General features: G+C 60.0%; 11 protein-coding genes. 4 read left to right on the top strand and 7 right to left on the bottom strand.

Features of this window, described 5'->3' with window-relative positions:
- Both MUU55_RS28615 and MUU55_RS28610 read right to left on the bottom strand, forming a co-directional pair.
- A partial coding sequence (locus MUU55_RS28615; protein WP_244764178.1) for an Ig-like domain-containing protein occupies positions 1-3,332 on the bottom strand: 3,332 nt, incomplete at its 3' end.
- A gap of 107 nt (positions 3,333-3,439) precedes the next feature.
- Entirely contained in the window at positions 3,440-3,613 is a 174-nt protein-coding gene (locus MUU55_RS28610; RefSeq protein WP_244764177.1) for a hypothetical protein, read from the bottom strand.
- Between the two features lie 322 nt (positions 3,614-3,935).
- On the opposite strand from MUU55_RS28610, the gene MUU55_RS28605 reads away from it, so the two are divergent.
- The gene (locus MUU55_RS28605) at positions 3,936-5,333 is read left to right on the top strand and encodes a M10 family metallopeptidase C-terminal domain-containing protein (protein WP_244764176.1); all 1,398 of its coding nucleotides are present in this window, start codon (positions 3,936-3,938) and stop codon (positions 5,331-5,333) included.
- 70 nt (positions 5,334-5,403) lie between these two features.
- Here the strand turns inward: MUU55_RS28605 and MUU55_RS28600 are convergent, their stop codons facing one another.
- The 5 genes from MUU55_RS28600 to MUU55_RS28580 form a co-directional block, all read right to left on the bottom strand.
- Entirely contained in the window at positions 5,404-6,411 is a 1,008-nt protein-coding gene (locus tag MUU55_RS28600; RefSeq protein WP_244764175.1) for an inorganic phosphate transporter, read from the bottom strand.
- A complete protein-coding gene (locus tag MUU55_RS28595; RefSeq protein WP_244764174.1) occupies positions 6,411-7,055 on the bottom strand; it encodes a DUF47 domain-containing protein in 645 nt (214 codons plus the stop codon). The genes MUU55_RS28600 and MUU55_RS28595 overlap by 1 nt, the downstream gene beginning before the upstream one ends.
- A gap of 125 nt (positions 7,056-7,180) precedes the next feature.
- Positions 7,181-7,666, bottom strand: coding sequence for a GNAT family N-acetyltransferase (locus MUU55_RS28590; RefSeq protein WP_244764173.1), 486 nt, complete (start codon positions 7,664-7,666; stop codon positions 7,181-7,183).
- Positions 7,663-8,241: a hypothetical protein gene (locus MUU55_RS28585; protein ID WP_303278973.1), complete on the bottom strand. Its 579-nt coding sequence runs from the start codon at positions 8,239-8,241 to the stop codon at positions 7,663-7,665. The genes MUU55_RS28590 and MUU55_RS28585 overlap by 4 nt, the downstream gene beginning before the upstream one ends.
- A 52-nt stretch (positions 8,242-8,293) precedes the next feature.
- Positions 8,294-9,748 carry a TrkH family potassium uptake protein gene (locus MUU55_RS28580; RefSeq protein WP_244764171.1) on the bottom strand — a complete coding sequence of 485 codons (1,455 nt, stop codon included), beginning with the start codon at positions 9,746-9,748 and terminating at the stop codon, positions 8,294-8,296.
- Positions 9,749-9,995: 247 nt separating this feature from the next.
- Between MUU55_RS28580 and ilvA the strand changes: the two genes are divergently transcribed.
- From ilvA to MUU55_RS28565, 3 genes are all read left to right on the top strand, one after another.
- Positions 9,996-11,243 (top strand): threonine ammonia-lyase, encoded by a 1,248-nt coding sequence (gene ilvA, locus MUU55_RS28575; RefSeq protein WP_244764170.1) that lies wholly within the window; start codon positions 9,996-9,998, stop codon positions 11,241-11,243.
- A 64-nt stretch (positions 11,244-11,307) separates the two neighbouring features.
- Positions 11,308-11,622 carry an HlyU family transcriptional regulator gene (locus tag MUU55_RS28570; protein WP_244764169.1) on the top strand — a complete coding sequence of 105 codons (315 nt, stop codon included), beginning with the start codon at positions 11,308-11,310 and terminating at the stop codon, positions 11,620-11,622.
- Between the two features lie 158 nt (positions 11,623-11,780).
- Positions 11,781-13,031, top strand: coding sequence for a GGDEF domain-containing protein (locus MUU55_RS28565; RefSeq protein WP_244764179.1), 1,251 nt, complete (start codon positions 11,781-11,783; stop codon positions 13,029-13,031).
- Positions 13,032-13,105 lie beyond the last annotated feature (74 nt).

Genomic DNA, 13,105 nt, shown 5'->3' with positions numbered 1-13,105 from the left:
CCACCGTCGAGGCTGTTGGCCTTCGTATTGCCCGTCAGCTTGTCGGCATGGGAGGAGCCGGTAAGGTTCTCGATCGAAGAATAGCGATCGCCCTTGGCGTCTCCCATGTTGATCGAGGGCTTGGTCAGGCTCGCGGTGATGCTGGCCTTTGCACCGGCATAGGAGGCCGTGTCCGAGCCCGAACCGCCATAGAGCAGGTCCGCGCCAGTGCCGCCGATCAGGATGTCGTTGCCATCGGCGCCGTAAAGCGCATCGTTGCCGGCGTAGCCGGCGATGATGTTGGCCTTCGTATTGCCCGTCAGCTTGTCGGCATGGGAGGAGCCGGTAAGGTTCTCGATCGAGGAATAGCGATCGCCCTTGGCGTCTCCTGTGTTGATCGAGGGCTTGGTCAGGCTGGCGGTGATGCTGGCCTTTGCCCCGGCATAGGAGGCCATGTCCGAGCCCGAGCCGCCATAAAGCAGGTCCGCGCCGGTGCCGCCGATCAGGATGTCGTTGCCGTCAGCGCCGTAAAGCGCATCGTTGCCGGCGTAGCCGGCGATGTTATTCGCATTGGTATTGCCAATCAGCTTGTCGACATGAGAAGAGCCGGCGAGGTGCTCGATCGACGAATAGGCGTCGCCCTTGGCGTCGCCCGTGTTGATCGAAGGCTTGGTAAGGCTGGCGATGATGCCAGCCTTTGCGTCGGCATAGGAGGCCGTGTCGGAGCCCGAGCCGCCATAGAGCTTGTCCGCGCCGGTGCCGCCGATCAGGATGTCGTTGCCGTCAGCGCCGTAAAGCGCGTCGTTGCCGGCTCCGCCAGCTATGAGGTTCGCGCCGCCATTTCCTTCCAGCCAGTCGGCGAAGGAAGAGCCGATCAGTTTCTCTATGTTAAAATAAGTGTCGCCCTGTGCGACACCGCTATTCGTGGATGGCCGCCAGAGGCTGGCGACAACCGCACCGGTTGCCGTCTCGTAGGAGGCCGTATCGACGCCGCTACCACCATCGAGCCTGTCGGCGCCGGGACCGCCGATAAGAACGTCGTTGCCGCCTTTGCCATCCAGCTGGTCATTGTTTGACGTGCCTACGAGCCTGTCATTGCCCGGCGTCCCGATCGTTTGATAATCGCCAGTGACGGTGATCTTGAAGGATTGTTCCGCCTCGTAGCTCGTGCCGACCGACGTATCGTCGACTCGCACTGTCACGTCGAGAGTAGTATTGGTCTGGTAGTCGAGGCTGACACCCTGCTTGAGCCAGAGCGCGCCATCCTTGATCTCGAACAGCCCCGCGTCACTGCCGGCCAGGGACAATATGTGGTAGTAGGGGGGCGTGTCGGGATCCGAGACCGCAAGCGTCGCGACCTTCTGCGGCACTTCCGTCGATGCGTCCTCGGCGATGGACATCATCAATTGATTGGTGACGAGCTTCGGTGGATCGTTAAAGGCGTTGACGTAGATCAAGAAGGTATATTCTTTTGGCGTTGAGCCGTCCTCGTTGCCATCTTCAACAGCGAATTTGAAAGAGGCTCTCAGCGTTTCCGAGCCGTCGTGCACGAAGATGACCTTGCCGGCGACGAGGTCCGCGACGGTGAAACTCGTCGTGACAGAGCCGTTTAACAGCAGCTTGCCGGCGCTTACGCTGGAAACGGTGATGTGGATGTCTGCGGCATCATCGTCCGGATCGGTGATTTTGAAGGCAGCCGGATTCAGCTTGTAGCTGCGGCCTTCCGTGACCACTCCCTTCAGGCTGCCCATGGGCTTCGGCGCATCGTTGACGTGGTTGACGGAGAAGGTGAATGTGGACGATGTCGGGATCGAGTTATCCTCGTCGCCGTCTTCCACGGACACCTTGAACGACGCCGTCGTCGTCTCTGTGCCGTCATGAACGAAGGCAACCTTGCCGGCGATGAGCTGATCGCCGGTAAAGCTTGTCTTAACCACGCCGTCGACCAGGAGTTGAACGCTCTCTTGGTTGGAAACGGTGAAGAGGACGCCAGAGGCAACGTCGTCCGGATCGATGAAGTTGAGGTCAGCCGTCGTCAGCACGTAGCTGCTGCCCTCATTGATGGTCGCCACCAGATCGCCGGTTACAATTGCAGGAGTGTTTGGGATGCCTCCCGTTTCGACAACGTAACTGTTGGAGATTGTCGTCCCCGCTACACGATTACCTGCATCGTCCGTAAATCCCGTATTTTCGAGGGTGATAATATTCTTCGCGTCGGATATCCCGGCGGTCGGAGTTAGTGTCGCCGTCCATGTGATGCCATCCGCACTGACAAGCCCGTCCAACGCCGCATTCTGAACCACGAGGTCGGTCAGACTAAAGCCTTTGACCCTTTCGCTGAACGTGATCGTGACTGTTGCGGTCTCGCCCGTCTGCAGCACTGTATCCGACACGGATATCGTAGCCGTTGGAAGCTCGGTATCGATAGCGAACGTGTTTGATACGGTGGTACCGGTACCCCTGTTCCCGGCGTAGTCCGTTAAACCCGAATTGAGGAACGTGATTATGTTCGACGTGTCGGTCAAATTTTGGGTTGGCGTGAACGTTGCATACCAGGTCAGACTGGGGTCTGACAACGAGCTCGGTGGATACCACCGGGTCAAAGTACCGCCTTCAACCGTAATCGCGTTGTTGTCTAGATTTTTGATGTGTTCGCTGAATGTGAATGCGACGTACGTGGTTTCTCCGACCGCAAGCATGGTATCTTGGATGGTGATCGTCACGGTCGGGCGTTGTGTATCAACCCAGTAACTGCCAAGTGTCGTGCCGACGCCGTGGTTGCCCGCCAAATCGGTGAATTTCGTGTTGTCGAGCGTGATGCGGCCGCTGTTATACGTGTCAGTTGGTACCGTTAATAGCCCGGTCCACGTCTGGCCGCCGTCAGATGACGCGAGATTGCCCAGCGTCCCCATACCGGCTGACACGGAGAGGTCGGCGACCTCAAATCCAGTGATTTTTTCACTAAATGTGATGGTAACTGTACGAGTTTCGGCGGCACTACCGCCCGAAACAACGATCGTTGACGTCGGCCGCGTCGTGTCGATCGTGTAATTCGGAGAATCCGTCGCGCCCGTACCGGTATTGCCTGCGAGGTCTGTTACATCGAAATTGTCGAGGGTGATGACGTTCGTCGCGTCTGTGAAGTTGGCCGTTGGCGTCAACAACGCCGTCCAGGTGATGCCGCCGTCGGAGGTCGTGACGGTGCTCAGCGTTCCACCTTCGACGGTTAGGTCATCATTGTCGAATCCCAAAACCTGCTCGCTGAATGTGATGGTAACGAGCGAGGTCTCGCCAACCTTCAGCGCGTTGTCTGAAAGGGTGATCGTTGAGGTCGGACGAACGTCGTCTACCATAAGTGCGTGTCCATTGTTCGATGACGATTGCCCGGTTCGATCGAGGGTATGCCCGATCGGGCTCATTTTAACATACAATCAGTTCGCTACGGTGGCACATTTGTAGCCTACGATAGAGTGAAGTTGCCATGATGCAGCTCAGAGTCAAGCCATGCTGCGGGTGCCCGGATCCCCAAGACCATGACGCCGGAAGACTGGTTCGCCATCTGAGAAGAAAAAGGCACAAAGTTTTTGAGCATGCCCAACGCGAAAAAAGCCTTTTGCGGATCTCGTTTGTCCATTGTTTGATCCGTTTCAGCAACGCCGTTTGCGCAGTGTATTAAATAGAATCAATAGGCTTGTGTGGTCTTAAGTCTCTTTCGCCTACCAGTTTCGCCACGCCCGCTTGGCTTGCTTTTCAATTGCTTGGGCGGGAACGTCAAGGATTGTTTTGCAGCATTGCTTGCCGGTTTCGAAAAACAGCGCTCCCATCCCCCGCAGTATTCTCCCAGCCTCGATGGCGAGAAGGACTTCGTCTGTTCTTATGCGTGCCGCTTAATTCAATTGACGGCTAAATAAGTCCGTGGTTGCCTTCCTTGCAGGTCCGCAAGTGGAGGGATGGGCATGTCATACACCAATTTTACGATCGGAGAGCTCAAGGGCTATATCGATATGGTCCGTGCGTTCGACTTCAGCTCGGTCGACTGGGGAGAGGTCATCTCCTTTCTCCAGAATTCCGGGCTCTATACGCCTGAAGTCGCAGCGGTCATCGACGAATTCGCGAGCGGAAATTTCAACACGCTCTTCCGTGGCCTCGAGATGCTTGACGAGATCGCCGCGGAATATCCGAGCTCCATGCTCTTTTCCGAAGCGTTGGAAGATTATTTCTCTTCGGAAACCGTCGATTATGCGGAGATACTGCCGGACGACGTGTCGAGACCGCTGGAACTCGAGTGGGGCGATACCTGGGATGGCATCAAGGACCAGCTCGAGTCCTATGGTATCGACTACAATGAACTGAAGGACATCTGGGAAAACGATCTCGGATTGCCGTCGGAATGGAGCAGCGATGCCGTCAAGGAATTCCTTGTCGCGAAAACCTACGATTCGCTGTTCGACAGCGCGAAGGACTATGTCCGCACCCTGCTGGAATCGAATGGCCTGGGGCGCTTCTACCAGCAGGTTGAGGATTCGATTGCGCTTCGCGACAAGCTGACGAATTTCCACACGAACCTCTTTTCCATCATCGAGGATGGCGTCTCCGGCAAGGTCGATGACCCGGAAGTGATGTTCCAGCGCATGGATGACGTCACCCGTGAAGGGCTCGGGGACATTCTCGACATCAAGGGCAGCGTCAAGAACGTCCTGGAAAAAATCGGATCCGGCTTCTTCGGCGATGACGATGCCGGTGATGACAAGAGTATTCACCACGCTGCCAGCGCTGCCGGCGCTGATACGCAAGGCTTCTCGTTGACGATTTCGCCGATCAAGGGGACGTTCAAGGGGGGCGCCGGAGACGATGCGCTCGTTGGCGGCCGGGCTTCCGACCGAATCGTTCTGGGAAGGGGTGACGACCTCGCCTTCGGCTCTGCAGGAAACGACTCCATTTTCGGCGAGAGCGGGCGGGACCAGCTCGGCGGTGGAGCCGGTAGGGACAAGCTGATCGGCGGGACCGGCGCGGATGTCCTTTGGGGCGGTGCCAGTGCGGACCTCTTCATCTTCAGGTCCATCAAGGACTCGACGACGAAGGCCAGCGGTCGCGACACGATTCTCGATTTTTCACGCAAGGAGGGCGATCGCATCGACCTCAAGCTGATCGACGCCGACAGCACCGTAAAGCACAATCAGAAATTCGAATTCATCGGCACCCACAAGTTCAACAAGGATGCCGGCGAGTTGCGCTATCAGAAAAAGAACGGCGACACGTTCATTTATGGCGATACCAACGGAGACGGCAAAGCCGATTTTTCCATTGAAATCGACCATTCGCTTAAGCTCAAGGCGGGCGATTTCATCCTTTAGGCGGTGCCGGGCGATTTTATCAAACACGGCGGAAGCGACAACGCTTCCGCCGTGTTGTTTCAGGGGGATATCAGCCTGAAAACGCGTTGAACACGAGGTAGAACAGCGCCGAAATCGCCGCTGCCGAGGGCAGGGTGATGATCCAGGCCCAGACGATGTTGCCGGCAAGCCCCCAGCGGACGGCGGAGACGCGGCGGGCGGCCCCCACGCCGATGATGGCGCCGGTGATGGTGTGGGTGGTAGAGACCGGGATGCCGAGCCAGGTGGCGGCGAAGAGCGTGATGGCGCCGCCGGTTTCGGCACAGAACCCTTGCATCGGGTTGAGACGCGTGATCTTCGAGCCCATCGTGTGCACGATGCGCCAGCCGCCCATCAGCGTGCCGAGCGCCATCGCCGACTGGCAGGTGATCACCACCCAGAACGGCACGTAGAACTCACCGCCGAGATAACCCTGCGAATAGAGCAGCACGGCGATGATGCCCATCGTCTTCTGCGCATCGTTGCCACCGTGGCCGAGCGAGTAGAGCGATGCCGAGATGAACTGCATGACACGGAAGGTACGATCGACGGCAAAAGGCGTCTGGCGCACGAAGAGCCAGGAGACGACGAGCACGAGGACCAGCGCCAGGAAGAAGCCGATTGCCGGCGACAGGAAGATGGCACTTGCCGTCTTGAGGAGACCGCTCCAGACGACCGCGTCGAAACCGGTCTTGGCAAGGCCGGCGCCGACCAGGCCGCCGATCAGGGCGTGTGAAGAGCTCGAGGGGATACCGAAAATCCAGGTGACGACATTCCAGATGATCGCGCCCATCAGCGCCGCGAAGATGACGAGCGGGCTGACGATGGAGGGATCGATAATGCCCCTGCCAAGTGTTTCGGCGACATGCAGGCCGAAGAACAGGAAGGCGATGAAATTGAAGAACGCCGCCCACATGACGGCGTATTGCGGCCGCAGCACGCGCGTCGAGACGATCGTGGCGATCGAGTTCGCGGCATCGTGCAGGCCGTTCAGGAAATCGAACAGCAGGGCGATGCCGACAAGGGCGATCAGCAGCGGAAAGGCGAGTGTGGCGTCCATCAGACGTTCTCGATCACGATACCGCTGATTTCATCCGCCACATCCTCGAAGCGGTCGACGACCTTTTCGAGTTCGGCATAGATCTCGCTGCCGATGATGTAGGCCATCGGATCGGACTTGCCGAATTCCTTGAACAGGGCCTTCACGCCCTGGTCGTGCAATTCGTCGGAGCGGCCTTCGACGCGGGTGACTTCCTGGGCGATCGCGCTGAGGCGGTCGGCATGCACGCCGACCTTGTCGAGCAGCGGGATGGCTTCGGCGATCAGATGCGCGGCCTTGACGACCGTGACGCCCATTTCCTGCATGCCGGGCTGGAAGCTCGTCTGTTCGTAGAGGCGGATGGTCTTGACCATCTTGTGCATCATGTCGATGGCGTCATCCATCGACTGGATCAGATCCTTGATATCGCCACGGTCGAAGGGCGTGATGAAGCTGCGGCGTACGGCCAGCAGGACCTCGGCCGTGATGGCGTCGGCCTCGTTTTCCAGCGCGACGATGCGGTCGCAGTATTTTTCCATGTCGGGCCCGCCGGCGAGAAGTGCCTGCAGGGCTTCGGCGGCGCCGACGACGGTGCGGGAATGCTGCTCGAAGAGATCGAAGAAACGGTCTTCACGCGGCATGAGTTTGCGAAACAGCGAAAGCATGTGTGCCCCTTACGTGGCTGGGGTTGTCATGCGGCTGTCATAATTGACCGGCAAGGCGCTGGAAAGCGCGGATTCTGGCCTTGTCACATTTCTCTGATGGCTGTGGAAAACCTTGACGGGTGGATTCAGGTCCCGACCAGGTCCTTGGCAAGTTCGATCTTCTCAAGCGGAATATCGAGAACGGCATCATGCCGGACCCCGCGCCAGATCTCGCGATAGCCACGGTGCCGGTATAGCGCGAAGGCGCGATCGTTCGCGGCGGCGACGTGGAGACGGGCACGCGAATGGCCGCGCGTGATGATTTCCCGTTCCAGGGCATGCAACAGCGCCGAGCCGACGCCGCGGCCCTCGAAAACGGGAGAGACCCAGACGTCGCTGATATAGTCATCGCCGTGTTCACAGGCGCCAAGGCCGGCGAGCAAACCATCGCTGGTGGCGACGAGAATGCGCGGCCCCATGTCTCTCAGGAAGGGGATGAACGGGTTTTCGGCCGTTACGCGGTCCACGACGCTTTCGGGCACCAGCGGCAGGATGCCCTTCCGCCACGCGGCAAGGCCGATTTCGGCGAGGATTACGGCATCCCCGGCCGTCGCATTGCGGATTTCGATCACGGGACGATCTTGAACGACTGCTCGCAGATGGCGACGGCACCGCTGGCGGCATCGCGGAACCGATAGCGAAGCACATAGTCGCCGGCCGGCGGGCTCGAGAGGTTCAGCGTCAGCTTGGCGAAGATTTCCTGATTGCGCACCGTGCCCTTGAAGTCGAATGAGCCGAAGGCCTTCTGCTCGGCGAGAACAGTGCCCTTGGTGTCGAGGAGTTCGAGATCGACGGTAAAATGCGATTCCAGGGCGCCGTCCTTGCCCGGCCGCCAGGTGAGGCCGACGGGCTCGACATAGGAGATCAGGGCTTCGCCGACCTTGAAAGTCGATTCCGGCCGCGCGGTGAACATGCCGTAGCCTTCCGGTGGCGCGGAGACGAAGACGGCCTTGCCGATGGAGAAAGGCAGGGTTGCGGCAAAAGCGCCAAAAGCATCGCGGATCGTATTGTGTGCGCCGACCGTATCGCCGGCGGCGGCCTGTTCCTCCGCCTTCTTCGCCGCATCGGCGAGCGGGCCGGCGAGGGCTGGCACCGGTATCAGCGCAGCGATAAAGAGCATGCGCAACAGGGACTTCGACACGACCATACACTCAACCTCCAGCCCGATAGCCGCAGGATGCGAAGAACAGTGACAACAGTCAACTCTTCCAAAAGAGTGGGGTTAATATGACGAGGACCGTGAGGATTTCCAGACGCCCGAGCAGCATGAGGAAGGAGAGGAGATAGAGCGCCGCATCATGGAAGCCCGCAAAGGTGCCGGCAGGGCCGATCGCCTGCGTCACGCCCGGTCCCACATTGGAGAGCGAGGTGGCGGCCGCCGAAATCGCCGTCAGCACGTCATAGCCCATCAGGCCGAGCAGGATCGCGCCCAGCGCCGACAGCGCCACATAGGTGATGAAGAACAGGAAAACGCTGCGCTGGAGATCGGCGTCGACCGTCATCGGCCCGTAGCGCACGGCGTGAATGCCGTCGGGATAGATGAGGCGGTAGAGGCCGGTGCGGATGAAGTTGAAGAGGATGATGAGGCGATAGGCCTTCAGGCCGCCGGCGGTCGAGCCTGAGCAGCCGCCCATGAAGGTCGCGACGAAGGCGAGCGCCACGATGAAATGGCCCCATTGGGTATAGTCGTCGCTGGCAAAGCCGGTCGTCGAGAGGATCGACGAGACGGTGAAGAAGGAATGGGCCAGCGCCTCGTGGAAATCGACGCCGTTTTCGAGGCGCTGGAAGACGCTCGCCGCGACGGAAAAGAGTACGAGATAACCGAGGAAGACACGGATTTGCGGATCGCGCCAGGCATCGATGCGTCCGCGCACGACGAAGAGGATGAGCACGGAGAAGGGCAGGCTCGACAGCGTCATGAAGAAAGTGGCGGCCCAGAGCAGGGGCAGGCTCTTGAAATAGCCGAAGGAGGCGTCGTGCGTCGAAAGCCCACCCGTCGCGACAGTCGACATGGCATGGTTCAACGCATCGAAGCGGCTCATGCCGAGGGCCGCATAGACGATGGCGCAGATGAGGGTGATCGCCACGTAGATGGCGAGAAAGGCGCGGGTATAGCTCGCAATGCGGGCAAAAGGCTTGTCGGCCGTATCGGAGGATTCGAGCTTGAAGAAGGACATGCCGCCGACGCGCAGATACGGCATGATGAACAGGCCGAGCGCGAGAATTCCCACGCCGCCAAGCCAGTGCAGCAGCGAACGCCACATCAGGACGCCGGGCGGTGCATGGTCGAGGCCGACGATGACGGTGGAGCCCGTCGTGCTGATCGCCGAGACCGATTCGAAGAAGGCCTGTGCGAAGGTGAGGTCGAGCGACGACAGCCAGAGCGGGATGGCGCCGATGATGGTGCCCGAGAGCCACAGCATGTTGACGACGAGAAAGCCCATGCGCTTGTTGAAGGGCGGCGGCCCGGCCCGCGTTGCCGCCGCCGTCGCCAGCGACAGAGCGCCTGTGAAGAAGGCCGAAAGGAAGAAGACCTCCGAGTCGGGATTGCCGTAGTAGACATCGACCAGCGCGGGTAGCAGCATCGCAACCGAAAGGTAGATGCCGCTGATGGCGGCGATGTTGATGGCGGACCGGAAGATGGTGGCGTTCAACGGATGCGTCCTGCGTGCCGGCTGGGCTCAAGTTGGTCTCGAAAGGCCGCGCGGCCGGGACGGGTGGTGTCCGTCGCTGCGATATGCAATAGCGTCTGCATCGCCCAAACTCAAGGATCGGCTTCCATGCGGTCCCGAGGGCGCTGGAAAGGTTTGAAGAATGATCGGCTTGCCCGGCCTCTGTCCTTCTATTTGAAGGCGACATGCCGCTTTTTGAACCCAATCCCTATCGAACACGGACCAGAGCATGAAACCCGACGTCGATGCAGCCATGGAGGCCCTGCGCGGTCTCTTTCCGGAAACGCCGCTGCAACTGAACGAACATCTCTCCGCCCGCTACGGCGCGGAGATCTATCTGAAGCGCGAAGACCTTTCGCCCGTGCGCTCCTACAAGATCCGCGGTGCGTTCAACTTCTTCCGCAAGGTCCTGGCGCAGGAAAACGGCGCGCGCAGCTTCGTCTGCGCCTCGGCCGGCAACCATGCCCAGGGCTTTGCCTTTGTCTGCCGCCATTTCGGCGTGCCGGGCGTGGTGTTCATGCCGGTGACGACGCCACAGCAGAAAATCGACAAGACGCGCATGTTCGGTGGCGAGTTCGTCACGATCAGGCTTGTCGGCGACTTCTTCGACCAGTGCTACAAGGCGGCTCGCGACCATGCGGAAGCGACCGGCGCGCTGATGGTGCCGCCTTTTGACCATGAGGATATCATCGAGGGGCAGGCGACGGTGGCAGCGGAAATCGTTGCGCAGCTTGGCGAGGGCAAGTTGCCGGACCTCGTGGTTCTGCCTGTGGGCGGCGGTGGTCTTGCGTCCGGCGTGACAGGTTATTTCGACGGCAGGATCGGCCCGTCGAACTTCCTGTTTTGCGAGCCGGCGGGTGCGCCGAGCCTCAAGCGCAGCTTGGAAAGCGGTGCGGTGGTCACGCTCGAAACGGTCGATAATTTCGTCGATGGCGCCGCCGTCGGCCAGATCGGTGCGCTCAACTTTTCCGCCCTTCGCCGGTTCTCTGCCGATCAGGTGATGCTGCTTTCGGAAAACGCGATCTGCGTGACGATGGTGGACATGCTGAATGTCGAGGGCGTGGTGCTGGAGCCGGCGGGCGCGCTGTCGCTGGCGGCGCTGGAGGAACTCGGACGCGAGAAGCTGGAAGGCAAGACAGTCGTTGCCGTCGTCTCCGGCGGCAATTTCGATTTCGAGCGCCTGCCCGACGTCAAGGAGCGCGCGATGCGCCACAAGGGATTGAAGAAGTATTTCATCCTGCGTCTCGCCCAGCGCCCCGGCGCACTGCGCGATTTTCTCAACCTGCTCGGCCCGGACGACGACATCGCCCGTTTCGAATATCTGAAAAAATCCGCCCGCAACTTCGGTTCGATCCTCATCGGTCTGGAAACCAAGTCGCCCGAGAATTTCGTCGCTCTCAAGAAAGCGTTCGATGCCGCGGGCATGGGGTATCAAGACATCACCGAGAACGAAATTCTCGCAAATCTCATCATCTAGGGAGACACGCGGCCCGGCGCGCTCGCCTCTTGGAGGGCGTGCCGGCCTGTGTTAGCAATCGGCCATGGCTTCTTTCTTTTCAAAACTCTTCGGTCGCGGCGGCGGATCGGCTACTCCGGCGAAAGCCGTGGAGGAAACCGAAGCGTATAACGACCTTCTCCTTGTCGCGGCGCCCATACAGGAGGGCGGCCAGTATCGTCTTGCCGGGCGGATCGAAAAGCGCGACGGCGAGCGGGTACTGACCCGCACCTTCATCCGCGCGGATCTCTTCTCCTCGCGCGATGACACGGTCGCCTCGACCTTCCGCAAGGCCAAGCAGATCGCCGACCAGCACGGTGCATCGCTGTTCAGTGACGGCGTGGACAGCCGGCAGGTCTGATCTGGCGGCGCTAAAGCCGCTTTGACCGCGTGAAAAGTCATACTGATCGTATCAAGGCGCTGGAGTACCGGCGTGAATGCCTGTATGCGCAGCAGAATGACTTGTTGCGATCCTGTCGGTGTTGTTAGTTACCGGCAGTCGAGGAATCCTGCGGACCGATCATGGGCTTTGAAAATCTGATCCTGCTTCTCGTCGAGGCCGGGTTCTATTTCGTTTTCATGGTGAGCCTGCTGCACCTGCGCCATCAACTGGGCATCGGCGTTTTCGTCGCAGCCCTCGGCGTGATGCACTTCCTCGAGACCTACCTTGCGGCCGTCTTCTATATCCAGCTGCCCTTTGGCGTGATTTCGCCGGGGTCCTCCGTGCTTTTCTCCGGCAAGCTGATGATGATCCTTCTTCTTTATGTGAAGGAGGATGCGGCGGTCGTACGTGCACCGATCTACGGCCTGCTTGCCGGCAATTTCCTGACCGTCGGGCTCAGCCTGTTCCTGCGCCACCATCAGACGATCAGCGCGGTGCCCGGCCGCGTGGCCGACCTTGCCTTCATCGATGAGATGGGGTGGCTTATGCTCTGGGGCACGACGCTGCTCTATATCGACGCGCTTGCCATCATCCTGCTTTACGAGCGACTCGGGCGCGTCTTCAAGAAGAGCACGGCGATGCGCTTCTTCGTTTCCGGCATCGCGGTACTGACCTTCGACCAGATCGGCTTCTTCGCGGCCCTGCATTTCCTGAACGGTGCGCCCGTTGCCGTCTTCTGGGGCGGCTGGATCGCAAAAATGCTCGCGGCCTGCGCCTATGCGGTGCTGATCACCATCTACCTGCATTATTCGCGCATTTCTGCCATCCCCGTCTCGCCCCGGCCGATCTCCGACATTTTCGCCGATCTGACGTTCCGCGAGCGCTATGAGGATCTGCTGGATCGGTCCGGCCGCGATGCGCTGACCGGCGTCTATGACCGTAGCCGTCTGGAATTTGAGGCGCCGCGCGTGCTGTCCGCCATGCTGGCGGAGGGCAAGCCGATGACGCTGATGATTATCGACGCCGACCACTTCAAGGACGTCAACGACCAGTTCGGGCACCTTGCGGGCGACGGCGTTCTGAAGGCGGTCGCCGCCTGCCTGCAACGGTCCCTGCGCAACAACGACCGTCTCTTCCGCTTCGGCGGAGAGGAGTTCGTCGTCATCTGCGAGGATCTGCCGCCGCGGGTAGGAGCCGAGCGTGCTGCGACCTTGCGTGAGACCGTCGAGGCAGAGATCCGGCGGCCGGACGGCCAGCCGATCACCGTCAGCATCGGTGTCGCCAACAGCTATGTCGACGGCACGACGCTGAATGCGTTGCTCTCCACCGCCGATTCGCGGCTTTACGCGGCCAAGAATGCCGGCCGCAACCGCGTGATAGCGGAATAGACGCCGAACGATCGACCGTCACAAAAGGTTCATATGCGCTTCCTATACGGGCAGCAGAGCCTCTCCCATGAACG

Origin of the sequence: Shinella curvata, from assembly GCF_022899935.1 — a bacterium.
Classification (GTDB): Bacteria; Pseudomonadota; Alphaproteobacteria; order Rhizobiales; family Rhizobiaceae; genus Shinella; species Shinella curvata.
The sequence above is the reverse complement of the archived record's forward strand: the minus strand, read 5'-3'. Positions and strand labels throughout refer to the sequence as shown.

Bases quoted from the DNA above. Each gene is read 5' to 3' on its own strand.
- MUU55_RS28610 (WP_244764177.1), bottom strand. From the start codon at position 3,613: ATGGACAAACGAGATCCGCAAAAGGCTTTTTTCGCGTTGGGCATGCTC.
- MUU55_RS28605 (WP_244764176.1), top strand. From the start codon at position 3,936: ATGTCATACACCAATTTTACGATCGGAGAGCTCAAGGGCTATATCGAT.
- MUU55_RS28600 (WP_244764175.1), bottom strand. From the start codon at position 6,411: ATGGACGCCACACTCGCCTTTCCGCTGCTGATCGCCCTTGTCGGCATC.
- MUU55_RS28595 (WP_244764174.1), bottom strand. From the start codon at position 7,055: ATGCTTTCGCTGTTTCGCAAACTCATGCCGCGTGAAGACCGTTTCTTC.
- MUU55_RS28585 (WP_303278973.1), bottom strand. From the start codon at position 8,241: ATGGTCGTGTCGAAGTCCCTGTTGCGCATGCTCTTTATCGCTGCGCTG.
- ilvA (WP_244764170.1), top strand. From the start codon at position 9,996: ATGAAACCCGACGTCGATGCAGCCATGGAGGCCCTGCGCGGTCTCTTT.
- MUU55_RS28570 (WP_244764169.1), top strand. From the start codon at position 11,308: ATGGCTTCTTTCTTTTCAAAACTCTTCGGTCGCGGCGGCGGATCGGCT.